We start from the raw sequence: 23,965 nt of genomic DNA on the forward strand, positions 1-23,965 counted from the left end.
TTTGTACTTTCCACCAGACGGAATATTCCGCAGTGAAACAAACCGATAGGATCCGCCTCATGCGCCGTTCCAAAATCGTCTGCACGCTGGGCCCCGCCGTCGACTCCTATGAGCAGCTGAAGGCTCTCATCGAGGCCGGCATGAACGTGGCCCGATTCAACATGAGCCACGGGACCCAGGCGGAGCACCAGGAGCGTTACGACCGCCTCCGCAGGGCCGCGGCCGACACCAACCGCGCCGTGGGTGTGCTCGCCGACCTCCAGGGCCCCAAGATCCGTCTGGAGACCTTCGCCGAGGGCCCCGTCGAGCTGGTGCGCGGTGACGAGTTCACCATCACCACCGAGGACGTCCCCGGCGACAAGTCCATCTGCGGCACCACGTACAAGGGCCTGCCCGGCGACGTGTCCAAGGGCGACCAGGTCCTGATCAACGACGGCAACGTCGAGCTGCGGGTGGTCGAGGTCGACGGCCCGCGGGTGAAGACCATCGTCGTCGAGGGCGGTGTGATCTCCGACCACAAGGGCATCAACCTGCCCGGCGCCGCGGTCAACGTCCCGGCCCTGTCCGAGAAGGACGTCGAGGACCTGCGGTTCTCGCTGCGGATGGGCTGCGACATGGTCGCGCTCTCCTTCGTCCGTGACGCCAACGACGTCAAGGACGTCCACAAGGTGATGGACGAGGAGGGCCGCCGGGTCCCGGTCATCGCCAAGGTGGAGAAGCCGCAGGCGGTCGCCAACATGGAGGGCGTCGTCGCGGCGTTCGACGCGGTGATGGTGGCCCGTGGCGACCTCGCCGTGGAGTACCCGCTGGAGAAGGTCCCGATGGTGCAGAAGCGCCTCGTGGAGATGTGCCGCCGCAACGCCAAGCCGGTCATCGTCGCCACCCAGATGATGGAGTCGATGATCACCAACTCGCGGCCGACCCGCGCCGAGGCGAGCGACGTCGCCAACGCGATCCTGGACGGCGCGGACGCGGTCATGCTGTCCGCCGAGTCCTCGGTCGGCGCCTACCCGATCGAGACCGTGAAGACGATGTCGAAGATCGTCGTCGCGGCCGAGGCGGAGCTGCTGTCCAAGGGCCTGCAGCCGCTGGTCCCGGGCAAGAAGCCGCGCACCCAGGGCGGTTCGGTCGCCCGCGCGGCCTGCGAGATCGCCGACTTCCTGGGCGGCAAGGCGCTGATCGCCTTCACCCAGTCCGGCGACACCGCCCGCCGGCTGTCCCGCTACCGCGCGGCCCAGCCGATCCTGGCCTTCACCACCGACGCCTCGACCCGCAACCAGCTCACCCTGAGCTGGGGCGTCGAGTCCTTCGTGGTCCCGCACGTGGACAACACGGACTCGATGGTGGACCTGGTGGACGCGGAGCTGCTCAAGCTCCAGCGCTACACCGAGGGCGACACCATGATCATCACCGCCGGTTCGCCGCCCGGCGTCCCCGGCACCACCAACATGGTGCGGGTGCACCACCTCGGCGGCGGCGAGCGCGACTGACGCCCGCCCCGGCCGGGTCCGCCCGGCCGTCCCGTACGACGGCGAAGCCCCCGTCCCTCCTCGGAGGGGCGGGGGCTTCGCCGTGCGCGGCGCGGCGCGCGGCGGTCTCAGCTGCTGGGCTCGACCGTGTTGCGCAGGCCCGGCACCGTGAGGGTGCCGCCGAACTGACCGGCCTGCTTGACCTTGGCGTCGGTGAAGAACGCCCAGGGCACGTCGAGCGGCGGCGGGGTCGCGGGGCTGAAGGTGACCGGCAGGAAACCGAACAGGTTGCCCTTCAGCTCCTCCGTGTACATCGTCACCGTGCCCTTGCGCATGGTCGACTTCGAGCCCTGGTCCGAGCGGACGTGCCCGGTGTAGCCGGGCGAGTGCGCCGTCTTCTGGTGCAGGTTCCAGATGTCCACCTCGCTCGCGGTGAACTTCAGGACCTTCTTGATCTTCCCGTCGTACGTCTTGACCTCGACGATGCCGTGGTATTTGAGCCCGCGCAGCTCCAGCCAGGTGCTCTCCAGGATCCACGGGTCGCTCGGCAGCAGCGGGACACCGGGTTCCAGCTCCGCCGCCGCCAGCGCCTCCGGGTCGGGCTCGGGGCACGGGAAGAACGGCTTGGCACCGGCCGGGATGTCGGTGTCCTTGACGGCGTCGAGTCCCTTGACGCCGTCCGCCAGCTCCTCGGTGGTGGCCCCGGCCTTGTCGGCGGCGGCCTTGACGGCCTTCTTGGTCCGCTCGGCGGCGCTGTCCGCCGCCTTGTCCGCCGCCTTGTCGGCCGGGTTGTCCGCCGTGGGCTTCGCGACCGGCTCGGTGGCGGGCTTCGTGGCGGGCTTCGTGGCCGGCTTCGTGACGGGCTTGGCCGTCGTCGGCGCGGCCGTCGGGGCCTTCGTGGTGGCCGACGGGCTCGGGGTGGGAGCCGTCGCCTTGTCCGGTATGCCGAACAGCTCGCGGAGCTTGTCGCCGACGCCCAGCGGGTCCAGCGGGTTGACCGGCTTGGTCGCCGCGGGGGCGGTGGTGGCCGAGGGCTTCGCCTGCGGCGCGGTGTCCTTGGCTGCCGTACCGGTGGTGCCCGGCTTCGCGGCCCGGCCCGCCGGGGGCGCGGTGGCCTCGCCGGTCGCGGTCGCGGTCGGCGTGGGCGTGCCGGTCGCCGACGGGCTCGCCGTCGCCGAGGGGGTCGCGCTCGGGGTCGCCGTCGCGGTCGGCTTCGCCGTCTCCTTGGTGTCGTCCGGCTTGCCGGACGCGTCGGGCGTGGGCTCGTCGGAGCGGGTCACGCACGGGCCCTTGGCGAACGGGATGTCCTTGCCCGCGTCGTCGGCGAGGGCGAGCCGGGGTGCCAGGCCCATGCCCACGATCACGGCGGTGGGCATGGCCGCGAGGGCCATCGCCTTGCCGACCGGAGCGTGGAGCTGCTTCAGAAGGGACTTGCGGGGGGCCGCGTGGCGCGGCCCTCTCGTCGTCCCGTCCGACTGTGCTTCGTCACCCCGCACTGTTCCTCCCGCCGTTGGCTTCGATCGTCCTGCCGGCCTCCGGAGCCTCGGTCCCCTGCGCCGGGATCACGGGCTGCGTCGTGCCGGTCGTGCCGTCGTGCGCGTACTCCCGCTCGGGCCCCTCGAATCCCTCGGGCCCGGCGAGTTCCTCGGATCCGTCGGTCGTGCCGGTCCGCTCGGGCGCCTCGGCCTCTTCCGGTGCGGGCCGCTCCTCGGCCGGGGCCCAGGCCACGGACATGCCACCGCCGACGAGGGCGAAGAGGAAGCCGATGACCAGACCGCCGAAGTTCGACACGGGGATGGAGACCAGGCCGAGCACGATGGTCGCGACTCCGGCGAAGACCCGCACCAGGGGCTGGAACCACATGGTGAATCCGAGCGTGATCAGCAGGACGCCGATGATGAGGGCACCGGCCCCGGCCGTGGTCTTCATGGCGAGCGTGATGTTGCCGAGCCGCATGTCCCCGTACGGGAGATAGGCGATCGGTATGCCGCCGATGATGGTGAGCAGGCCCGCCCAGAACGGCCGGGTCTGCCGCCAGACCTTGAAGGCGTTCTCCTTCTTGGGGACTCCGCTGGAAGCAGTGGTCTCGGCGCTCATGGAAACAGCTCCCTGAAAGCGGTGTTGCTGTGAAAGACAGAGATGATGAGGTCTCAGCGGCGCTGAGGACCCGGCGGCAGGGCCGGGGGGATCGGCGAGGCTGAGCGAAGGGCGTCCGGGGCGCGCGCGGACGCGCGCCGCCGAAGCGGGTGGGGGGCCGCACGCGACGGCCCCGCCACCCCTGGGCCATCAGTCCTCGACGGACGTCGGCATCAGTAGCACTCGACCCCGGCGCCCTTGCCCCGCTTGAGGGAGAGGTCGAGGTTCGGGAGCTTGAAGGTCGCGGCCGTGGTGGCCCACGCCCGCTGGCGGACGTCCTTCAGGGTGGCGTCCTCGGCGCGCTGGGCGAACCCGTTCAGGTTGGCCTGCGTGCCCGGCTGGATGCCGGGCTTGCCCGGGGACTTGGGCAGCGCGCCCGCGGCGACACCGATGTCGATGTTGCCGAACTCGGCGTCGGCCTTCAGCTCGGCGACATCGAGGTAGATGCCCTTCGCGTAGACCGGCTTGTTGTCCTCGGTACCGGCCTTCAGGACCAGCGTGACGTCGCCGACGAAGGGGACCTTCGGGGTGACGACGGACTGGCACATGTTGGTGATCCAGGCCTCGGAGAAGCCGGACACCGCGACGGGCTCCGCGAACGACTTGTCGTCGAGGGTCTTGCCCGCGTCGACGCTGCCGTACTGGACGAAGTCCTTACCGACGAGGCTGTCGGCACGAACCTTGAAATCCTGGCCGGAGATGCTGAAGGACGCGGCGAGCGCGCCCTGGGCCAGGCCGACACCGATGGCGGCCGTCGCGGCCACGCTCGGCACCATGACGACGGCGAACCGCTTCCATCTGGTCCCGCCACGAACCTGGGACTTCATGAGAATTCCTCCTTCTCGGACGTACATCTCCGGAGGGGCCCGGGGCCCGCCCTGGGATGGGAGAAGTGCTACGTCCTCGGGAAGGGGAGCGCCGAGGGCTCAGGCCGCACGACGCACGTCCCAATCACCGGCGATCACCCCCGAGCGACAACCACTGACCGCGCGGTGGGCGCGGCCGGCTTTGGACAGGCCCTGCCGATGAGAGCAGGAACCCCCCTGTCCACGGCCGGAGGCGTCGCCACCGGCCGGCTCGGTGGGGACCCTTCGCCGCGCGCAGTCGGCGGGTGAGCCGGGCTGGTGCGGTGTCGGACCGAGCGTCGCCGATCGTGGTCGATTCCGGGCGCTCGCACAAGGGGGTTCGTTACTCACTAGTAACGGCCCGATAACCACGACACGACGCGCCGGTACCGGGCGGCCACACAGGGTGCCGTCGCGTGACACGACAAAGAGGGAGAAGGAGGAAGGAAACCGGACAGATTCCGGGGTTCGATTTACTGCAAGTAACAGCGGCCGCGATTACCAAGTTTTGGTAAAGCGCGGCCGCCGCTTGTCACTGTGTCGCCAAATCACCGGCGTCCACGAGGCCCGCGGACGCCCCGGCTGCGGCCGGGCGAGGACTCAGAACAGGGCGCTCGCCAGGGCCTGCCGGGCCGCGGTGACCCGCGGGTCGTCGGAGCCGATCACCTCGAAGAGTTCGAGCAGCCGTACGCGCAGCCGGTCCCGGTCGTCACCGGCCGTCCGGCGCACCGCGTCCACCAGCCGCCCGAACGCGTCCTGGACATGACCGCCCACCAGATCCAGGTCGGCGGCGGCGATCTGGGCGTCGGCGTCGGCCGGCCGGTCGGCGGCGTGCTTGCGCACCTCGGCGGGGTCCATCGCCTGGACCCGGGCGAGGAGTTCGGCCTGCGCGAGACCGAGCTTGGCCTCCGGGTGCTCCGGGTCGTCGGCGAGCACGTTCTTGTACGCCTGGACGGCACCGGCCATGTCACCCGCGTCGAGCGCGACCATGGCCGCCTCCAGGAGGGCGTCGTAAGGACCGGCCGGGAGCGGCGCCTGACCGGCGTCCGCCGGGTCCGCCTCGGCGTCGACCTGGAGACCGGTGAGACCGAAGCGCTCCTCGGCGACCAGGACCAGCTGGTCGAGGGTCTCGCGGATCTGCGCCTCGGGGGCCGCGCCCTGGAAGAGCGGCAGCGCCTGACCGGCGACGACCGCGAAAACGGCCGGAATTCCCTGGATGCCGAACTGCTGCATCAGCATCTGGTTGGCGTCGACGTCGACCTTGGCCAGCAGGAAGCGGCCGTTGTACTCGACGGCGAGGCGCTCCAGGAGGGGGCCGAGCTGCTTGCAGGGCTCGCACCACTCGGCCCAGAAGTCGATGACGACCGGGACCTCGGCGGAGCGCTGGAGCACATCGCGCTCGAAGGCCGCCTCGTCGACGTCGATCACCAGGGCGGAAGGGGCGACGGCGGGCGCTCCGCCGTGCCGGGCGGCCTCGGCGCGCGCGGCCTCGGCCTTCGCCTTGGCCTCTCCGGCCGCCTTCACCGCGGCGAGGTCGACGACGCCGCTCATGGACATGTTTCGGGGCTGCATGCCTACATCCTCCCCCCTCCGCGCGCGTAACCGGTAAGCCATGGCCGAACCGTGCCGTTCGCCCGTACTGTTCAGGTGCGCCGGGTCCCCACCAGGCGCTGTGGTTGTCGCGAGGGCGGCCGCTCGGCAGCCGTTTCGCTACGCCTCGTAGCGTAAGGGTCGGCCCGGACCCGTGGGGCTCCCCGGAGGGTGAACTGCCTCACATCTCCAGCCTCTGGCGCGATACCTACCGGCGGGTATGGTCGACGTCCATGTGCAGTCGTACCAGCCCCCGCAGCCGTACCGGACGCCCCCGTTCCGCCGAGGCCGACACGGCCATCCTGGAGGCGACCCGGGCGGCCCTGGTGGAGCTGGGCTGGTCGAAACTGACCATGGGCGACGTGGCGACCCGGGCCGGGGTCGCCAAGACCACCCTGTACCGCCGCTGGAACAACAAGAACGAACTCGTCGTGGACGCGGTGGCCGTCCTCTTCGACGAACTCGAACTGCCCGATCTGGGTTCCCTGCAGGCCGACATCGAAAACGTCGTCAGCCAGTTCGCCGCGCTCCTGGAGCGCCCGGAGGCCAGGACGGCGCTGATGGCGGTGGTCGCCGAGTCCACCCGGGACGCCCCGCTGCGCGCCCGGATCCGCGCCTCGATCGTGGACCGGCAGAAGCGGCTGGTCCTGGAGGGCCGCCAGCGGGCGCAGGCGCGCGGCGAGCTGCCCGAGGAGCGCGACCCGGCGACGGTGGACGCGATCGACGACCTGATCTTCGACGTGGTGGCGGGCGCGGTGGTGCACCGCGCCCTGGTGAGCGCCGAGCCGGTGGACGCGGCCTGGGTACGGCGCCTGACGGCGCTGCTGCTCGGCGGCCTCGCGGCGGCGGCCGAGCTGTAGCGGGAGCGGGGTACGGAACGCGCGCGAGGGCGCCCCGTACCGGATCCGGTACGGGGCGCCCTCGTCGTACTCCCTAGAACCCGGCGGGCTCGATGTAGATGCCCCACTCGTCGCGCAGCACGTCGCAGATCTCGCCGAGGGTGGCCTCGGCCCGTACCGCGTCGAGCATCGGCGGGATCATGTTGGCGCCGTCGCGGGCGGCGGCCAGCATCGCGGCCAGGGCGGTCCGTACGGCGGCGTCGTCGCGGTGGCCCTTGCGGGCGCCGAGCGCCCGGACCTGCTCGCGCTCGACCTCGTGGCTGACCCGCAGGATCTCCAGGTCGCCGGTGACCGAGCCGTGGTGCACGTTGACGCCGACGACCCGCTTCTCGCCCTTCTCCAGGGACTGCTGGTAGCGGAAGGCGGACTCGGCGATCTCGCCGGTGAACCAGCCGTCCTCGATGCCGCGCAGGATGCCGGAGGTGATCGGACCGATCGGGTGCTTCCCGTCCGGGTGGGCGCGCAGGCCGCGCTCCTTGATCTGGTCGAAGATCTTCTCGGCGTCGGCCTCGATCCGGTCGGTGAGCTGCTCGACGTACCAGGCGCCGCCGAGCGGGTCGGCGACGTTGGCGACGCCGGTCTCCTCCATCAGCACCTGCTGGGTGCGCAGGGCGATCTCGGCGGCCTGCTCGCTGGGCAGCGCGAGGGTCTCGTCGAGGGCGTTGGTGTGCAGCGAGTTGGTGCCGCCGAGGACGGCGGCGAGCGCCTCGACCGCGGTGCGCACCACGTTGTTGTACGGCTGCTGGGCGGTGAGCGAGACGCCGGCGGTCTGGGTGTGGAAGCGCAGCCACTGGGCCTTGTCGGTCTTCGCCCCGTACACCTCCTTCATCCAGCGGGCCCAGATCCGGCGGGCGGCGCGGAACTTGGCGATCTCCTCGAAGAAGTCGAGGTGGGCGTCGAAGAAGAAGGACAGGCCGGGCGCGAAGACGTCGACGTCGAGGCCGCGGGAGAGGCCGAGCTCGACGTAGCCGAAGCCGTCGGCGAGGGTGTAGGCGAGCTCCTGCGCGGCCGTCGCCCCGGCCTCGCGGATGTGGTAGCCGGAGACCGACAGCGGCTTGTACGCGGGGATGCCCGCCGCGCAGTGCTCCATCAGGTCGCCGATCAGGCGCAGGTGCGGCTCGGGCGGGAAGAGCCACTCCTTCTGCGCGATGTACTCCTTGAAGATGTCGGTCTGCAGCGTGCCGTTGAGCACCGCCGGGTCGATGCCCTGGCGCTCGGCGGCGACCAGGTACATGCAGAAGACCGGGACGGCGGGGCCCGAGATCGTCATCGAGGTGGTGACGTCGCCGAGCGGGATGTCCCGGAAGAGGACCTCCATGTCGGCGGCGGAGTCGATGGCGACGCCGCAGTGGCCGACCTCGCCGAGCGAGCGCGGGTCGTCGGAGTCGCGGCCCATCAGGGTCGGCATGTCGAAGGCGACCGAGAGGCCGCCGCCGCCGGCGGCCAGGATCATCTTGTAGCGCTCGTTGGTCTGCTCGGCGTTGCCGAACCCGGCGAACTGGCGGATGGTCCAGGTCCTGCCCCGGTAGCCGGTCGGGTGCAGACCGCGGGTGAAGGGGTACTCGCCGGGCCAGCCGATCCGCTCGAACCCCTCATAGGCGTCTCCGGGGCGGGGCCCGTAGACCGGCTCCACAAAGTCGCCGGAGAGCGTGGTGAAGTCCGCGTCGCGCTTGCGGGCCTTGTCGTAACGGGCCTGCCAGCGACGGCGGCCTTCCTCGATGGCGTCAGCGTCCATGCTTCGAATTTACTAGGACGTCCTAGTAAATGTCGATGGCGAACCTCCGCACATCTGTGCGGAGGTGGGGGGCTCAGACCTTGACGGGCTCCGGCCGGGCGCCGTTCACCAGCGGCAGCGTCTCGCGGACGACCTTCCGCTCGACGAAGAACGCGGCCGTCGGGATGGTGCCGCTGATCAGGACCCACGCCAGCTTGCCCATCGACCAGCGGGCCTTGGAGCCCAGGTCGAAGGCGAAGATCAGATAGATGATGTAGAGCACACCGTGGAGCTGGGAGACCGCGAAGGTCAGGTCCTCACCGGTGTGGAAGCCGTACTTGGCGACCATGCAGCCGCAGAGCACGAGCAGCATGACGGCGGTCACGTACGCCATGACGCGGTAGCGGGTCAGCACGCTGGATTTCATGCCGTCGAGCGTAACCGTACGTTCCGGGCGATCTTCGCGCGGGTCGCCCTCGGGCGGGCGCGGGGCTCAGGACTCGTCGAAGTCCGCCGCCGCGACCCGCAGCGGGCGCAGCATCGCGAAGATCTCCGCGCACTCCTCGGCGTCGTACGCGCCGAGCCCGAAGTCCATCGCCATCAGGTCCCGGGTGGCCGCCTCGACCACCTCGCGGCCCTTCTCGGTGATCGAGGCGAGGGTGCCGCGCCCGTCGTTGGGGTTCGGGCGCTTGGCGACAAGACCGGACCTGACCAGGCGGTCGACGGTGTTGGTCACCGAGGTGGGGTGCACCATCAGCCGCTCGCCGATCTTGGACATGGTCAGCTCACCGGCCTTGGAGAAGGTGAGCAGCACCAGGGCCTCGTACCGGGCGAAGGTCAGCCCGTACGGCTTGACCACGGCGTCGACCTCGCCGAGCAGGATCTGGTGGGCGCGCATGATCGAGGTGATCGCGGCCATCGAGGGGACCGGGCCCCAGCGCTTCTGCCAGAGTTCGTCGGCGCGGGCGATGGGGTCGAAGGGGAGACTGAGCGGCTTCGGCACGCGTCGACCTTACCCACTGGTCATATGACGGTCAGCCGTGTCTCGCCTTTCGGTCGCCCGGGTCCGCTCCGCGTCAGGCCGCCCGCCCGGCGCGGCGCAGTTCGAGGACGAGCAGCGGGACGCAGACCGTGGCCAGCACCCCGGTGCCCGCCACCACCAGGTGCACCGGGACGAACTCGGCGGCGAGCCCGGCCCCGGCCATCCCGAGGCCCTGCACGGTCATCATGCCCGCGCTCATCAGGGTCATGGCCCGGCCGCGCCGGTCCTCGGGGACGGCGGCGACGAACCAGGCGTCGAGCCCGAGGGTGTACGCGGAGGCCGCCCCGGCCACCACGAGCGCGAGCGCGGCGAGGGCCAGGCCGGGGCGCAGCCCGTACACCAGGAACGGCAGGAAGCCGGTGAGCAGCAGCGGGACGACGATCCGGGAGCGGGTGCGGGCGCTGAGCGCGGATCCGGCGAACAGTTCGCCGACGACGGTGCCGAGCGGCAGCGCGCCCATCAGCAGGCCGACGGCGACGCCCCCGGCGCCGATGGCGGCGGTGTACGGGGCGACCAGCGCCTCCGGGACGACGGCGAACAGCGGCGGCACCCAGAACAGCAGCATCAGGGCGCGGATCCGGCGGTCCTTGAGGATGCCCCAGGTGCCCCGGACGCCCTGGCGGGGGTCCCCGGCGGCGGCCCGGGCCGGACGCCGTGCGGTGCCGAAGCGGAGGATCAGGGCGGAGCCGACGAAGGTGGCGGCGGTGACGGCGATGGCGCCGCGCGGGGTGAGCACGGTGAGCAGCAGACCGCCCACGCCGAAACCGGCGACCAGGGTGCTCTGGGTGACGATCCGCAGCAGCGAGCGGCCGAGGACGAAGAGCTCGCCCTCGCCGAGGATGTCGGCGAGGGTGGCGATCCGGGTGCCCTGGAACACGGGCGCGACGGCGGCGACGGCGCAGCGCAGCAGGAGCAGGGCGGCGACCGGGGTGCTGGGGAGCACCATCAGGGACACGCACAGGGCGCAGATCAGGTCGCAGCCGACGAGGACCCGGCGGGGCGGGATGCGGTCGGCGACCCCGGCGAGCAGGGTGCCGCCGAGGAGGTAGGGCAGGAAGCCGAGGGCGAAGGTGAGGGAGGAGAGCAGCGGCGAGCCGGTGAGGTCGTAGACGAGGACGGTGAGGGCGAGCTCGCTGACGACGACGCCGAGGAGGGAGCAGAGGTGGGCGGCGAACACCCGGCGGAACTCGCGGACGGCGAAGACGGCTCCGTAGCCGGCGGACCGGGCGTCGGACCGGCCGTCGTCGGCGGGCTCGGGAGATCCGGCGGGGGCGGCGGGGGCGGCGGGGGCCGGGCCGGGGGTGGGCGCGGGGCTGGGGTGTGCGGGCGCGGTCGGGGGCGCCTGGGTGTCCTGCGTGGGCATGGCAAGAGCTTCGGGCGCGGCGCGACCGGGCTCTAGACTTTCGGCTCCAGCCGAATGTTGCCGTCCTGCCCCGGCCCAGGCCCAGGCCCTGCCCCCCGGCCGCACCGCCCTCACCTCCGGAGGTCCCGTGCCGTACCACCTGCGTTTCGGCGAGGCCGATCCGCTGCGCATCCGGTTCGCGATCTCGCCGCTGTGGGAGACCCACAGCGCGGTACGGGTGCTGATCCGGCCGCGCCAGCAGGTCTACCACCTGCCCTGGCTGCGCCGGATCGCCGAGGCGGCGCGCGGGCTCGACCTGACGCCGCTGCACCTGCTGATGCCGTTGCGCGGGCACAGCCCGGACTCGCTGTACCCGCCGCCGATCGGGCCCGCCGCCTCGTTCGAGGACGAGATCGCGCGGGTGCGGGCGGTACGGCCCGAGGTGGCGGGGCCCGATCTCGCGCGGGCCCTCGCGGACACCCCGGGGGCGGCGCGGACGGCGGAGGGGCGGCGGATGCTGGCCGATCCGGCGGGGGCGGTGGAGTGGCTGGCGGATCTCCTCCAGGAGGCGTGGGAGCGGCTGGTGGAGCCGGAGTGGCCGCGGCTGCGGGCGCTCCTGGAGGCGGATCTCGCGTACCACTCGCGGCGGCTCGCGGAGGGCGGTCTCGAACGGCTCTTCACCGAGCTGCACCCGGCGTTCGCGTGGTCGGCGGAGTCCTCGACGCTGAGCGTGGCCTACCGGGGCGAGCATGTGCGGACCCTGGAGGGCAAGGGCCTGGTCCTGGTGCCCTCGGTGTTCATCTGGCCGGAGGTGGTGAGCGGTTTCGACGCGCCGTGGCAGCCGATGGTGGCGTATCCGGCGCGTGGCATCGGCGGGCTGTGGACGGAGGCCAGGGAGCGGACGCCGCAGGCGCTGACCCGGCTCCTCGGCCGGGTCAGGGCGGACGTGCTGTGCGCCCTTGAGGACCCGGCGGGCACCTCGGCGCTCGCGCACCGGCTGGGGCTCGCGCCCTCCTCGGTGTCGGCGCATCTGTCGGTGCTGCGGGCGGCGGGGCTGCTGACCTCGCGGCGGTACGGGCACCAGGTGCTGTACGAGCGGACGCCGCTCGGGATCGCGCTCGCGGTGTCGCAGCCGGACGCCGACTGACCGTTATGTCACGATAGGCCCGACTCATCGCCCTGCCCGTGCGGCTGCGCCGCGCGTCGGCGGGCGCCGTCCTGTGACCCGACCCTGGGGGCCGGATGTTCCGTCGCTCCGTCACCGTCCGGCTCGCCTCGCTCACCGTCGCCGCCGCGCTGCTGCTCACCGGCTGCGGCGGGGACGACGAGGGGGCGGGCTCGCCCGTCGGCCCGCCGTCCGCGCGCGGCGAGGCCGCCCCGCCGACCGGCGGTTCGCCGTTCTGGGTGGACCCGGAGAGCGACGCGGCGCGCCAGGTGCGCCAGTACGAGGCGCAGGGCCGGGCGGAGGACGCCAAGGTGCTGCGGCGGATCTCGGAGCGGCCGGTGGCCGACTGGCCGGCCGGCGACCACCCCGGGCCCGACGTGGCCCGGGCGGTCAAGGGCGCGGCGCCCGACCTCCGTACCGTGGTGTTCGTCGCGTACAACATCCCGCACCGCGACTGCGGCATGTACTCGGCGGGCGGGGCGCACGACGCGCAGGCGTACCGGAGCTGGGTGGACCAGTTCGCGTCGGCGATCGGGGACGCGCCCGCGATCGTGGTCCTGGAGCCGGACGCGGTGCCGCACATCGTGGACGGCTGCACGCCGGGCGAGTACCACGAGGAGCGGCTCGCGCTGCTCGGCGAGGCGGTGGACCGCTTCAAGCGGCAGCCGCGCACCAAGGTGTATCTGGACGCGGGCAACCCGGCGTGGATCGACACCCCGTCGAAGCTGGTGGAGCCGCTGCGCCGGGCAGGCGTGGAGCGGGCCGACGGCTTCGCCCTGAACGTCTCCAACTTCCAGACCAACGACGTCGTACGGGGCTTCGGCGCGGGTCTTTCCCGGCTGCTCGGCGGCACCCACTTCACGGTCGACACCAGCCGCAACGGCGACGGCCCGCTGCCCGGCGACCGGGCCGAGGCGTGGTGCAACCCGCCGGGCCGGGCGCTCGGCGTGCCGCCCACCGACCGGACCGGCGACGACCTGGTCGACGCGTATCTGTGGATCAAGCGGCCCGGCGACTCGGACGGCCCCTGCCGGGGCGGCCCGGCCGCCGGTACCTGGTGGCCGGACTACGCCCTGGGCCTGGCCCGGCGCGCCCGGTCCTGACCGGGGCCGGGGCCGGAGCCGGGGCCGTCGGCCCGTACTCCGGCCTGGTCTTCGTCCTCGGGCGTCAGCTCACCTGGATCCACCGCGCCTCGGACGGGATGCCGTCCTGGTCGGTGCCGAACAGCATGTACCAGCCGGGCGGCACCAGGGTGCGGTCGGTGGGCACGGTGACCGTGACGGTGAGGCCGTCCGGCGCCTTGGTGAGCGCGAGGTCGATGGAGCGCTGTTCGACGTCGGTGGTGTGGGTGACGGCGCTGGGGCGCATCAGCCGGGCCTTGGTGATGCGGGCCGCGTCCTTGGTCCTGAAGGTGGCGCGGCCGTTCTGGTCGAGTTCCCTTGGGCCCTCGCCGAGGGTCGGCCGGTCGGTGCCCGCGCGGTGCAGGGCGGGCGGCGTGAAGACCTCGATGCGCTGTTCGAAGGTGCCGAGCTTGGTGTTGTCGGCGTCGTCGAAGAGCGGGTCGGAGCCGAAGGTGGCGACCCGGCCGTCGGGCAGCAGCAGCGCCTCGGAGTGGTAGTTGCGGCCGACGGTGGGTTCGGCGGCCTCGCTGAAGGCGTTGCTCCGGGGGTCGTAGAACTGGGCCTTGAGGATGTCGCTGCCGCTGCGGCCCCGGTAGTCGGCGGAGCCGCCGCTGGTGAAGACCGTGTCGTCGGGCATCAGGACGCTGCTGAGGTAGCGGGTGCCCTGCGGCAGCGTCGGCCCGTCGCTGAAGGCCGGGCTGTCCTTGGAGAGGTCGATGATCGAGGTGCGGGCGGTGGCCGCGGTCGACTCGCCGACCCCGCCGCCGCCGAGCACCATCACCTTCTGCGCCTGCGCGGGCGGCAGCAGCAGGGACGCGGAGGTCTCCAGCTGGTCGGGGTCGGTGAGCCCGCCGAGCTTGGTGAAGGAGTTCTTCTCCAGGTCCCACAGGCCCGGCTCGCGGCCCTTGTCGGCGGGCCCGTACCCGGCGTTGGAGCCGGTGTAGAGGAGCTTGCCGCCCTTGGTGAGGAACAGTGCCGGGTAGGTGGGGAAGTAGCGGAACGGGCCCTTCGACCACTTCTTCGTCCTCGGGTCGTACAGCTCGTTGTCGCCGGGGACGACGTCGCCGACGTCGTTGAGCCCGGACACCGCGAGCACCCTGCCGTCGTCGAGGGTGACGAGGGTGGGGTACCAGCGGGCGTCCTTCATGGGCGCGACCGGCACGTACCGCTCGGCCTTCGGGTCGAACTCGTACGCCGCCTTGATGCCCTGGAAGTCCTGCTTCTCGGTGGTGAGTTTCTGCGCGAGGCCGTAGACGTTGTCGGCGTCGTCGCCCTTGAGGCCGACCACCTCGTACTGCGCGGCCTCGGTGGTGAGGGCCTGCGGCCCCGGCTTGAGGGCCTCGACGAAGACCCGCGCCTCGGCGGCGGTCACCTTGGTCTTCCAGGGCTTCATCTGGCCGCTCTTGAAGTACGAGATCTCGAACTCGCGCTTCGCCTTGGGCACCGTGACGTCGACCTTGGAGATGTACTCGACGCCTGACGGGGACCGGAAGACGGTGCCCTTCCTGAGGGTGACGGCCCGGTCGGGGCTCTCGTTCTTGACCCGCATCCCGCCGCCGGCCTTCTTCACCTCGCCGTCGAGGACCTCGTAGCGGGCGGTGCCGCCCGCCACGAGAAGGCGGCCGTCGGGCAGCTGGCTGTGGCCCGAGCAGAAGAAGTCCTCCGGGGTGGGGATCTTCTTGAAGGTGTTGGCGACCGGGTCCCACAGGACGGTGTCGAAGGTGCCCGCGTCGAACTTCTTCTGGTTGTTGCCGGAGCCCGCGATCAGCAGCACCTTGCCGGTGTGCAGCAGGGCGGCGTGGATGGCGTTGACCTTGTACTGCTCGGGTACGTCGACCACCGCCCAGGAGCCGTACTTCTTCAGGTAGCCGGGCTGGGCGATCTTGTACGCGTGGTACTTCTCGGTCGCGAAGGAGACGGCGGCCGGGGCGTTCAGGGCGGCGAGGACGAGCACCGCGCCGCTGCCGAACAGGGTCTTCTTGAACTGCTTGGACGGCCGGTAGGCCATGACTCAGTTCCCTCCGGTCGTCGTGGGCGCGGGGGCGGTGCTGGGCGTGGGCCCGGTCTTGGCGGGGGTGCTGACCACGGTGACCGCGTCGGCGGCGACCCTGGCCAGGGCGCGGTCCCGGGTCCTGGCCCGGGCGGCGGCCCGGACCCGCAGCCCGCGCCGCTCGCGCAGCCGGGTGACGGCCCAGACGGTGACCGGGGCGAGCGCGATGACCAGGGCGAGCACCGCCCAGGTGCGCATGGCCGCGTGGGTGTGGCCGAGGCGCACGGAGGCGACCAGGGACGCGATGAGCACCGCGGCCCAGTAGAGATGGATGCGGAAGGTGAGGATCCGGTCGGGGCTGGCCTCGCCGCCCTTGGGGGTGACGACGAACCGGCCGCGGGTGCGCAGCACCGCGGAGCCGAGCGACTTGAGGTAGATCGGCGCGGACAGCGCGGACATCACCATGCCGGCCAGGCCGCCGGAGCCCTCGGGTTCGTGCGGCGAGACGTTGTGGCGCCGGTTCCAGAGGTAGAGGCCGATCTGCAGGGCGACGGCGTCGCTGTAGATCATCAGCCAGACCGCGGAGGAGACCTGGGTGCCGGAGGCGCCGAGCCACAGGAACAGCACGCAGGAGAGGATCCCGAGGAGCCAGTTGACGGCGGTCATCGGGTAGTAGACGAGCATCAGCGTGTAGTTGAGGAGCCGTCCCGGCGGGGTGCGGAAGGGTGCCTTCCAGTACTGCTTGAGCAGCGTCTCGTAGGTGCCGCGGGACCAGCGCAGCTGCTGGGTGAAGAAGTCGGTCCAGGAGGCGGGACCCTCGCCGACGGCGAGCACGTCGGGGGTGTAGACCGAGCGCCAGAAGTGCCCGGTGCCCGGGTTCTTGCGGCGGTGCAGCTCGAAGCCGGTCGCCATGTCCTCGGTGATGGAGTCGTACAGGCCGCCGACCTGCTTGAGGGCGGTGATCCGCACGATGTTGTTGGTGCCGACGAACATGGGGGCGCGGTAGCGGTTCCCGGCGCGCTGGATCAGCGAGTGGAACAGGAACTGCTGGGACTCGGCGGCCTTGGTGACGGCGGAGGTGTAGTTGCCGTACACCTGCGGTCCGACGACGAAGGCGACGTCGGGGTCGCGGAAGTAACCGAGCATCCGCTCCAGGAAGTTCGGCAGCGGCACGTGGTCGGTGTCGACCGAGGCGAAGAAGTCGTAGCCGTCGCCGTGCATCGCGAGCCAGGCGTTGTAGTTGCCGTGCTTGGTGCGGGCCTTGTGGACGCCCTTCCTGCGGTTCCACTCGGGGACACCGGCGCGGGTGAAGTGGCGGACGCCGAGTTCGGCGCAGAGCGCCTTGGCGGCGGCGTCGTCGCCCTCGTCGAGCAGCCAGACGTCGAGCGGTCCTTCGTGGCGCAGCTTCACCGCGCCTTCGAGGGTGGCCCGGACCATGGCGAGCGGTTCCTTGCCGGGCACGTACGTGGTGAGGAAGGCGACCCGGGTGCCGCGCTGGGCGCGCACCGGTATCGGATCCCTGGCCACGAGCGTGGCGTGCGCGATCGAGGTGACGTTCACCAGCATGAAGAAGCAGATGAGGCCGATCGAGACCAGCATCACGGTGTCGTACGGGACCCGCCAGCGGTCGTCGCCCTCGCGCACCGTCCAGTGGGTCGGCCACACGAGGTAGGCCAGGAGCAGCGCGGAGAGCAGCGGCGCGAGGCCCATCAGGAGGATCGCGCGTATTCGGTGCGGCTCCTTCGAGAGCAGACTCCGGTACTGCACCCGGTAGGGCCCGTTCGCCGGGTCCGGTTCCGTGAGGGGACCGGCGAGTCGGCTGTAGGTGTCGTAGTCGTAGCCTCCCGGCCGCACGGTGCCTCCAGCTGTCTTCGAACCTGTCGATAGCCCCACGAAAAGGGACATTCATCGGCGTGTCGACTGGAGGCGTCCGTGCGAGGGTTTTTACGGAAGGCGACCCTTTCGGCGCAACGCGTAGCGGACGGCACGCTGGGTGACCGGGTTCAGCTCGTCGAGCGCGGCGAGCAGATCGCCCAGGTGTTCGAGGGTGTCGAGGGCGGCCTCGGCGCCCGCCGGATCGACCCCCTCGTACAGCTCCATGCCGACGAACGAGGCCGCGACGGCCCGGGCGAGCCCGGCCGGATCGGCAAGGCCGTCCAGCGGCCCGCCCGCCAGGACCCGGCGCAGCACCCGCTCGATCTCGGTGATCCACAGATCGAGACCGGCCGCCGTGGCGGTCACCAGACGCGGCTGGGTCTGCGCCCCCGCGAGCAGCTGGCCGAGCACGGCGACGTGCCCGGCGGCCCGCTCCTCGGCGTGCATCTCCCGTGCGAACGACAGGAGTTCGGAGAGGCTGCCGACCCCTTCGAGCCGGTCACGGTAGCGGGCCACCCGCTGCTCGGAGCCGAACCGGCAGGCGGCGGCGAGGAGTTCGTCGACCGAGCCGAAGTGGTAGAAGATCAGCGCCTGGTTGACCCCGGCGGTGGCGGCCACCGAACGGGCCGAGGTCTTGGCGATGCCCTGCTCGACCAGGGTGCGCAGGGCGCCCTGGAGCAGCCGGGTCCTGGTGTCCTCGGCGCTCACGCCCTGGCCTCCTCGCGCACCGGGCGCAGGCCGGGACGGACCCCGCAGCGGCGGACGTCGGCGTACGAGGCGGTGAAGGAACCCTCGTAGCCGAACAGCGGGCCGACGAACCGGTTGACCACCCGGACCCGGATCCGGAACCGGCCGGTGCGCTCGTCGAAGGACTCCCGCACCTCGGCGTCGGCGCCGATCAGGTCCGGCACGCGGACGTCGACCGGACCCTCGCGGAACCGGTGCTCGCCGGAGCGGATGAGCAGCGAGCCGTCCGGCTCGGCGGTCATCCGCAGCTCGCTGGCGAGGTGCTGATGGGTGCCCAGGTAGTCGAGCACGCAGCCGCGCTCGGGGCTGTGTACCATCGTCGCGTCGAACCGGCGCGGCCCGCCGGGCATCGCGAAGGTGCGCACGAAGGTGACGGTCTCGCGGCCGTACGAGTCGCGGTAGGGCACGTTCTCGATGGTGAACGGGACCTGGCGGCCGGTGCGCGGCAGCAGGATGTTCCGGGTCCCGCCGAGCGCGAGGAACGGCCGGATCAGCGGCCGGACCGCACCGCCCGCGTGCCAGATCCGGTCCATGACACCGCGTCCGACGCACAGCTCGCCGCTGTCGAGGCCGACCGAGAAACGCCGCTGGAGCTCGGGGTGCAGCCGCCCGAACTGCTCCTCCCCCATCGCGGTGCGGAAGATCGAGGTGGCCGTCGTGGTCGTGGTCGTGGTCGTGGTCGTGGTCACGGTCGCTCCAGGGTGGCGAGAAGGCGCGGCGCCGGACGGGACCGCCCGGGCGGGGTGCGCAGACAGCGGCGCGCGGCCGGGGTGTGCGGAGCCGGCGGTACGAGCACGGCGGCGGCGAGCCCGAGCACGGTGAGCGGCACCGCGACGAGCGAGACCGCGCCGAGCGGCAGCCAGGTCGCGATCAGCGGCACCGCCACCAGGGCGATCCGGGCGGCCAGTTCGAGCAGCCAGTGGGTGCGGGCCCGCTCCGGGGTGACCCCCTCCTCGCACCACAGCCGCAGCCGGTCGAACGACCAGGCGGTGGCCCACCCCATCAGCGGCCGCACCAGCAGCCGGTCGGCGACCGCGCCGAACCGGCCCCAGCGCGGCCGGTAGTCGTACCCGGTGAGGAACCGCACCCCGTCCCCGTCCCCGCTCGGCACATACCGCCAGTACCCGCTGCCCTCCGCGAGCGGCGACAACCACTCGGCCGAGGCGAACCGCAACGCCGAGACCCGGTCGCCGCCGGCCCGGTGGCGCTCCCCCGCGGAGACACCGGTGCCGGCGACGGCCAGGAAGGGCAGCACGCGCACGGCGTACCGGAAACGCCGGGGCGCGCCCTCGGCGCCCGGCAGGTAGGAGATCTCGGTGAACCGCAGATCCCACCGCTGGTGCTCGGCCGGATCCTGGGTCCGCTCCCAGAGCGTCTCCATCTCCGCCCGCACCCGCGCTTCCACATAGATACCCATGCGACCTGCCCTTTCCCCCTCTTTGAGCGACCGCTCAAAACGGCGCCCAGAAGGAAAGTAGCTGGTTTTGAGCGAGTGCTCAAGAGCAGACGAGGGGGAGTTTGAGCGACCGCTCAAGCAGCTGCGGACCAGGCACCGCTCGGCCAGACGTCATACGCGTCATACGCTGGCCCCATGGCCAAGACGCGCATCAGCATCAGCCTCGAACAGCAGCAGGCCGAGCGCATCAGACGGCACGCCGAGCGGGCGGGCCTGGATGTGTCCGCGTATCTCGTGCACGCCGCCACCCGGCAGATGGCGGAGACCGAGGCCATGGAGGCACAGTTCGCGGACGTGGACGCCGTGATCGCGGCGACGGAGGCACAGGCCCGGGAGGCGGACGGCCGGGCCGAGGAGATGACCCAACAGGAGCGGCAGGAGATCGAGGCCGCCCTGGACCTCGTCTACGGCCCGGACCGGGCGGACCCCCGCCCCGGGCGGGCCGCACCGAGTGCATCGCCTGCGCGACGGGCTTCGACCTGACCGACCGGCGCCGGATCGGCACCATGCCCGGCCGGGCCGAACTGCCCGCGAGGAAACACCCCGACGCGGTGGACGCCCGCGTGGCCCTGGCCGCGGCGAAGCACGACAGCGCGGTCATCTTCACCAGCGACCCGGGGGACATCACGGCGTACCTGGCCGTACCGAACCCGGCCGACGTGCACGTCCAGGCGGTCTGACGGACCGCGCCCCGACCCGAAAGGGTCGGCCTTCGACGTCAGACGGTGGCGACGGCGAGCATGTGCGAACTCGCCGCCAGCAGATCGGGGTGTGGCTCCGCGAGACGGGCCGCCGTGAGCGCCGCCTCGAACATGGGCGAGCCGATCAGGCTCTCCTTGGTGTGCTGCTCGGTCGCCTTGAGAGCGGCCCACACCGGCCCCTCGATCCCGTAGACCACCGGGTCCGCCAGACCGGCGTCCCGCAGCTCGACGGCCAACCCTTCGCCCGTGTGGAAGTAGGCGCTGGTGAACCCCTTGCGCCCGGGTTCGTGGATGCCGGTGACGAGGATGTCGGCGACCGCATCGCGTACGCGGTCAACGGTGAGCATCGTGGTGGCGACATGTTCGAACACCGAGGCATAGCGGCCGATGGCCGCCGCCACGACCAGCCCGCCGGGGCGGACCACCCTGGCCGCCTCCCGCAACGCCTGGATACGGTCGGCGCGATCGAGCAGGTGATACAGCGGGCCGAGGACCAGGGCCACGTCGTACGAGTCGTCGCTCGCGCTCAGCGCCCTGGCATCACCGAGTTCGGCGGGGACCCCGGCAGCCCTCGCCTCCTCGACGTGGCGGGGCACCGGGTCGACGAGATCGACCGCGTACCCGTCCCTGATCAGCCATCGGGCATGTGCACCGGGTCCGCCGCCGATGTCGAGGACACGGGCGGGCGCGACCGGGAGATGCCGCAGGAGCAGCTCCTGCGTACGGATCATCTCCAGGGCGCCATCGGCGCTTCCGGTGAGCCGCTCGGACTCGTTGATGGTCTCGCTGTAGAAGGCGATGATCTCGGGACCTACGGAAGGTGTGGGCATGAGAGTGATTGTGGCCGCTGGCGGGAGGCAGAGACAGCCCCTTAGCCTGACCGGTCAACCGGTCAATACCTCCTACGCCGAGGAACATACATGCCGCTCCTGAAGTACGAGCAGATCGCCGAGAGCCTGCGCGGTCGCATCGCCGACGGGGAGTTCCCGCCCGGCTCGCTCCTGCCGTCCAGCCGAGATCTTTGCGAACAGTGGTCCGTCTCGCGCGCCACCGCCATCAAGGCCATGGAGACATTGAGAGCCGATGGCCTGGTCACACCGCACCAGGGACGCGGATTCTCCGTGGCGGACACGCCCGTCGCCAGGCCCGCCGGAGGACGCGGTACGGGCACCCGCCGCGTCGAGGGCGCGATGCCGTACCGGCGGCTGGGCACTCCGGAACCGCTTGTGCCGCCGTCGCACGTCGCCGAGGCGCTCGGACTGGCGAGCGGCGTACGCGCGCTGCACCGGGCCCGGCTGACCCTGATGGAGGACAACCGGCCGCACTCCTTGACCACGGCCTGGTTCCCGCCCGACATCGCCGACGCCTGCCCGCGGCTCGGCCAGAGCGGGCCGATCGCCGAAGGGACGACCCACTACGTCCGGCGCACGACCGGGCGGAGCCCGGTGCGCGGCGCGGACCTCACCTCGGTCCGTCTCGCGACCAGCGCTGAGGCGGACCTTCTCCAGGTGAAGCGCCCCTGCGCCGTGGCCGTGGTGCTGCACACGGCTTACGACGCCGAGGACAGGCCGCTGGTCTGCGAGGAGGGCGTCACACCCGAAGGGATCTGGGAGCGCATGGACACATATTCGATGGGGGTCGACGCTTGACTGGACCGGTGGACCGGTCCAGTTTAGTGACGGCGGAGCGCACCTGACGAGCGACCCCCTCCGCCGAGAGGAGCACTCGCATGCCCGCCTCACCCCCCGACCCCCACGTCGGCGAACCGAGCCGCGCCCTGCGCGTGCGGGCCGCCGACGGCTGGGAACGGTTCATGCGACGCGCCGAGACCCTGGCCGGTGACGAAGGCGCACCCGAGACCGGCCCTGACGGCTACGAGCAACACCCGCTGCTCGGCACCCTGGTGCGCGATGTCGCCTCGCGTGGACTCGGCCAGCTGGTCGCCGTCACCCATGAACTCGGGGAGCGAGGCCATCCGGTCCGACTGGCCCACATCCGCCCCGCATCCGGCGTCGAGTGGACCACGGCGGCGGACAACATCCGGGCGGCACCACCTCACGGCGGCACCGCCCGCTGACGGCCGCCAGCCGGCCAGGTGCCGCTCCACCGTCTCCACCTTCGACGTCAGACCGCCCGTCACACCCGGGCGGATGTCCGCCATCAACCACCCCTCACGGGATGCTGCCGCGAACTACAAACCCGTTCAACTCGCGGCCGCCGCCCGCTGCGGGCTCGACGTGCCCCGCTCCGTGATCACATCGGACCCCGAGCACGCCCGTACGTTCATGGGAGACGACACGGTTGTCTACAAGGGACTCGGAGGCGGGGTGCTCGGCCCCGAGGGGAGACAGTTCCTCCCGGTCGCGCTCGTCTCCGCCGACCAGGTCGACGACGGTGTAGGCAGCACGGCCCATCTGTTCCAAGAGTGCGTTGACAAAGCGTATGAGGTACGGCTGACGGTCATCGGCGACCGGATGTTCCCCGTTGCCATTCACGCGGGCAGCGAGACCGCCCGACTCGACTGGCGCACCGACTACCGCTCTCTCACCTACGAGCCGACCACCATGCCCTTGGCGGTCAAGAAGGCCGTACGCGCACTCATGAGCGAACTCGGCTTGCACTTCGGCGCCCTGGACTTCGCCGTCACGCCGGACGGGCGGTGGGTGTTCTTCGAGGTGAACCCCAACGGACAGTGGCATTGGCTTGCCGTCAAAGCCGGTGTCCCGCTCGTTGAAGCCATGGCCGATGCCCTGCAAGGAGACCGCCCGTGACCGACGTACCCCATTGGACCACCGCCGCTGAGGCACTCGCGGACAAGGTGACCGCCGACGCGCCCGCGTGGCACGACGCGGTGAGCAGCACCCCGCGGCATCAGCTCGTCCCCCGTTGGTGGCGATCGATCCCGGGCAGCCCCGCGCGGGAATGGGATCTCGTCAGTCCGCCCGAGGACTCCGCCGAACGGCTGGCGGCCGCGTACACGGATGCCACTCTGGTGACGCGCGTCGGCCCTTTGCACGCCGACCAGGCCGAACACGGGGAGCGCGGGAAGGGCGAACCCACGTCGTCTTCCACGCTGCCGGGGCTCATCGTCTCGATGGCTGACCGGCTCCGCGTCGGGCCTGGAGACAGGGTGCTGGACGTAGGAACCGGCTCCGGCTACTCCGCCGCTCTGTTCGCGCACCGCTTCGGCGACGAGTCCGTCACCAGCGTCGACGTGGACCCGTACGTGGTGGAAGCCGCCCGCGCCCGGCTCGCCGACTTCGGACGCGCGCCCCGCCTGGAAGCACTTGACGCCACGGGGGAACTCCCGGACGACGAGTACGACCGCATCATGGCGACCGTGTCTGTGCGCCCCGTTCCCGCATCGTGGCTGCGCGCACTGCGCCCCGGTGGTCGGCTCGTCACGACGATCGCTCACACGGCGCTGTTGATCACGGCGGACATGGGGCCGGACGGAGTCGCCCGGGGCAGCGTCCAACCGGATCCGGCAACGTTCATGGAGACTCGGCAGAACGCGGACTACCCGCCCAAGCTGAACAACGTCTTCGTGTCGGCCCGTGTGCGCGAGGGCGACGACGTACGGAGCCCGAACGGGCCGATTCCCGATCTGTGGCAGGAATGGTCGCTCCGATGGCTGTACGAGCTGGACACCCCCGGTGTCGAGACGCGCGCGGCCACCTACCCGGACGGTGGGCGTGTGGTGTGGCTGCTCGCGGCTGACGGATCGTGGGCCCGAGCCGAGGAGGCGGGGGGCCCCCCCCGGCCCCCCGGGGGGGCCCCCCCCCCCCCGGGGCCGCCGCGGGGGGGGCCCCCCCCCCGGGGGGGGGGGCCCCCCCTACCACCGGTATTAAATTGAGGCGGGGGTTTAAACCC

General features: G+C 71.7%; 24 protein-coding genes and 1 pseudogene. 10 read left to right on the plus strand and 15 right to left on the minus strand.

Translation table 11 applies throughout. The features are described 5' to 3' along the window. The first annotated feature begins 59 nt into the window (after nucleotides 1-59). A complete protein-coding gene (gene pyk / locus ACIPXM_RS24525) occupies nucleotides 60-1,490 on the plus strand; it encodes a pyruvate kinase (protein ID WP_401658986.1) in 1,431 nt (476 codons plus the stop codon). 107 nt (nucleotides 1,491-1,597) lie between these two features. On the opposite strand, the gene ACIPXM_RS24530 is transcribed toward pyk, so the two are convergent. The 4 genes from ACIPXM_RS24530 to ACIPXM_RS24545 all read right to left on the minus strand — a co-directional run bounded on the left by ACIPXM_RS24530 (nucleotide 1,598) and on the right by ACIPXM_RS24545 (nucleotide 6,022). Next, complete coding sequence (locus tag ACIPXM_RS24530; protein ID WP_401658988.1) at nucleotides 1,598-2,965, minus strand: hypothetical protein; 1,368 nt, start codon at nucleotides 2,963-2,965, stop codon at nucleotides 1,598-1,600. Continuing rightward, nucleotides 2,955-3,566, minus strand: coding sequence for a DUF6114 domain-containing protein (locus ACIPXM_RS24535; protein ID WP_401658991.1), 612 nt, complete (start codon nucleotides 3,564-3,566; stop codon nucleotides 2,955-2,957). Before ACIPXM_RS24535 ends, ACIPXM_RS24530 begins: the two co-directional genes overlap by 11 nt. 212 nt (nucleotides 3,567-3,778) lie before the next feature. Further along, complete coding sequence (locus tag ACIPXM_RS24540; RefSeq protein WP_401658993.1) at nucleotides 3,779-4,432, minus strand: DUF6230 family protein; 654 nt, start codon at nucleotides 4,430-4,432, stop codon at nucleotides 3,779-3,781. A 618-nt stretch (nucleotides 4,433-5,050) separates the two neighbouring features. Continuing rightward, a complete protein-coding gene (locus ACIPXM_RS24545) occupies nucleotides 5,051-6,022 on the minus strand; it encodes a tetratricopeptide repeat protein (protein ID WP_401658996.1) in 972 nt (323 codons plus the stop codon). A 251-nt stretch (nucleotides 6,023-6,273) separates the two neighbouring features. Between ACIPXM_RS24545 and ACIPXM_RS24550 the strand changes: the two genes are divergently transcribed. Further along, entirely contained in the window at nucleotides 6,274-6,900 is a 627-nt protein-coding gene (locus ACIPXM_RS24550; RefSeq protein WP_401658998.1) for a TetR/AcrR family transcriptional regulator, read from the plus strand. A 73-nt stretch (nucleotides 6,901-6,973) separates the two neighbouring features. Here the strand turns inward: ACIPXM_RS24550 and ACIPXM_RS24555 are convergent, their stop codons facing one another. From ACIPXM_RS24555 to ACIPXM_RS24570, 4 genes are all read right to left on the minus strand, one after another. Continuing rightward, nucleotides 6,974-8,674, minus strand: coding sequence for a methylmalonyl-CoA mutase (locus tag ACIPXM_RS24555; protein WP_401659001.1), 1,701 nt, complete (start codon nucleotides 8,672-8,674; stop codon nucleotides 6,974-6,976). A 73-nt stretch (nucleotides 8,675-8,747) separates the two neighbouring features. Beyond that, a complete protein-coding gene (locus tag ACIPXM_RS24560) occupies nucleotides 8,748-9,080 on the minus strand; it encodes a DUF3817 domain-containing protein (protein ID WP_401659004.1) in 333 nt (110 codons plus the stop codon). Between the two features lie 66 nt (nucleotides 9,081-9,146). Beyond that, nucleotides 9,147-9,656: a MarR family winged helix-turn-helix transcriptional regulator gene (locus tag ACIPXM_RS24565; protein WP_401659007.1), complete on the minus strand. Its 510-nt coding sequence runs from the start codon at nucleotides 9,654-9,656 to the stop codon at nucleotides 9,147-9,149. Between the two features lie 73 nt (nucleotides 9,657-9,729). After that, complete coding sequence (locus ACIPXM_RS24570; RefSeq protein WP_401659009.1) at nucleotides 9,730-11,058, minus strand: MFS transporter; 1,329 nt, start codon at nucleotides 11,056-11,058, stop codon at nucleotides 9,730-9,732. Between the two features lie 127 nt (nucleotides 11,059-11,185). On the opposite strand from ACIPXM_RS24570, the gene ACIPXM_RS24575 reads away from it, so the two are divergent. After that, entirely contained in the window at nucleotides 11,186-12,184 is a 999-nt protein-coding gene (locus ACIPXM_RS24575) for a DUF5937 family protein (protein ID WP_401659011.1), read from the plus strand. A 95-nt stretch (nucleotides 12,185-12,279) separates the two neighbouring features. Further along, on the plus strand, nucleotides 12,280-13,305 hold the full coding sequence (locus ACIPXM_RS24580) for a glycoside hydrolase family 6 protein (RefSeq protein WP_401659014.1): 1,026 nt from the start codon (nucleotides 12,280-12,282) through the stop codon (nucleotides 13,303-13,305). A 64-nt stretch (nucleotides 13,306-13,369) separates the two neighbouring features. Here ACIPXM_RS24580 and ACIPXM_RS24585 read toward each other — a convergent pair whose 3' ends face one another. The 5 genes from ACIPXM_RS24585 to ACIPXM_RS24605 all read right to left on the minus strand — a co-directional run bounded on the left by ACIPXM_RS24585 (nucleotide 13,370) and on the right by ACIPXM_RS24605 (nucleotide 19,352). Beyond that, entirely contained in the window at nucleotides 13,370-15,331 is a 1,962-nt protein-coding gene (locus ACIPXM_RS24585; RefSeq protein WP_401659016.1) for a galactose oxidase-like domain-containing protein, read from the minus strand. Between the two features lie 3 nt (nucleotides 15,332-15,334). Further along, a complete protein-coding gene (locus ACIPXM_RS24590) occupies nucleotides 15,335-17,167 on the minus strand; it encodes a glycosyltransferase family 2 protein (RefSeq protein ID WP_401659019.1) in 1,833 nt (610 codons plus the stop codon). A 90-nt stretch (nucleotides 17,168-17,257) separates the two neighbouring features. Continuing rightward, a complete protein-coding gene (locus ACIPXM_RS24595; protein ID WP_401659022.1) occupies nucleotides 17,258-17,896 on the minus strand; it encodes a TetR/AcrR family transcriptional regulator in 639 nt (212 codons plus the stop codon). Further along, nucleotides 17,893-18,564, minus strand: a complete 672-nt coding sequence (locus tag ACIPXM_RS24600) for a DUF4166 domain-containing protein (RefSeq protein WP_401659182.1) — start codon at nucleotides 18,562-18,564, stop codon at nucleotides 17,893-17,895. Before ACIPXM_RS24600 ends, ACIPXM_RS24595 begins: the two co-directional genes overlap by 4 nt. A 56-nt stretch (nucleotides 18,565-18,620) precedes the next feature. Further along, nucleotides 18,621-19,352, minus strand: a complete 732-nt coding sequence (locus tag ACIPXM_RS24605; protein WP_401659024.1) for a hypothetical protein — start codon at nucleotides 19,350-19,352, stop codon at nucleotides 18,621-18,623. A gap of 174 nt (nucleotides 19,353-19,526) precedes the next feature. On the opposite strand from ACIPXM_RS24605, the gene ACIPXM_RS24610 reads away from it, so the two are divergent. Beyond that, the gene (locus ACIPXM_RS24610; RefSeq protein WP_401659027.1) at nucleotides 19,527-19,874 is read left to right on the plus strand and encodes a hypothetical protein; all 348 of its coding nucleotides are present in this window, start codon (nucleotides 19,527-19,529) and stop codon (nucleotides 19,872-19,874) included. A gap of 23 nt (nucleotides 19,875-19,897) precedes the next feature. Beyond that, a complete protein-coding gene (locus tag ACIPXM_RS24615; protein WP_401659030.1) occupies nucleotides 19,898-20,071 on the plus strand; it encodes a hypothetical protein in 174 nt (57 codons plus the stop codon). A gap of 38 nt (nucleotides 20,072-20,109) precedes the next feature. Here the strand turns inward: ACIPXM_RS24615 and ACIPXM_RS24620 are convergent, their stop codons facing one another. Next, nucleotides 20,110-20,922, minus strand: a complete 813-nt coding sequence (locus ACIPXM_RS24620) for a class I SAM-dependent methyltransferase (RefSeq protein ID WP_401659033.1) — start codon at nucleotides 20,920-20,922, stop codon at nucleotides 20,110-20,112. A 90-nt stretch (nucleotides 20,923-21,012) separates the two neighbouring features. Between ACIPXM_RS24620 and ACIPXM_RS24625 the strand changes: the two genes are divergently transcribed. Both ACIPXM_RS24625 and ACIPXM_RS24630 read left to right on the plus strand, forming a co-directional pair. Continuing rightward, nucleotides 21,013-21,741: a GntR family transcriptional regulator gene (locus ACIPXM_RS24625; protein WP_401659036.1), complete on the plus strand. Its 729-nt coding sequence runs from the start codon at nucleotides 21,013-21,015 to the stop codon at nucleotides 21,739-21,741. Nucleotides 21,742-21,821: 80 nt separating this feature from the next. Beyond that, nucleotides 21,822-22,169, plus strand: a complete 348-nt coding sequence (locus ACIPXM_RS24630) for a hypothetical protein (protein ID WP_401659194.1) — start codon at nucleotides 21,822-21,824, stop codon at nucleotides 22,167-22,169. Nucleotides 22,170-22,181: 12 nt separating this feature from the next. Here the strand turns inward: ACIPXM_RS24630 and ACIPXM_RS24635 are convergent. After that, nucleotides 22,182-22,256 (minus strand): annotated as a pseudogene (locus tag ACIPXM_RS24635) (thiamine-binding protein); the annotation flags it as partial. Between ACIPXM_RS24635 and ACIPXM_RS24640 the strand changes: the two are divergent. Further along, complete coding sequence (locus ACIPXM_RS24640) at nucleotides 22,243-22,863, plus strand: hypothetical protein (protein WP_401659039.1); 621 nt, start codon at nucleotides 22,243-22,245, stop codon at nucleotides 22,861-22,863. The pseudogene ACIPXM_RS24635 and the gene ACIPXM_RS24640 overlap by 14 nt on opposite strands. Next, complete coding sequence (locus tag ACIPXM_RS24645) at nucleotides 22,860-23,948, plus strand: methyltransferase domain-containing protein (protein ID WP_401659042.1); 1,089 nt, start codon at nucleotides 22,860-22,862, stop codon at nucleotides 23,946-23,948. The genes ACIPXM_RS24640 and ACIPXM_RS24645 overlap by 4 nt, the downstream gene beginning before the upstream one ends. The last annotated feature ends 17 nt before the right edge of the window (nucleotides 23,949-23,965 follow it).

The organism is Streptomyces sp. NPDC090025 (genome assembly GCF_044748125.1).
Lineage (GTDB): Bacteria > Actinomycetota > Actinomycetes > Streptomycetales > Streptomycetaceae > Streptomyces.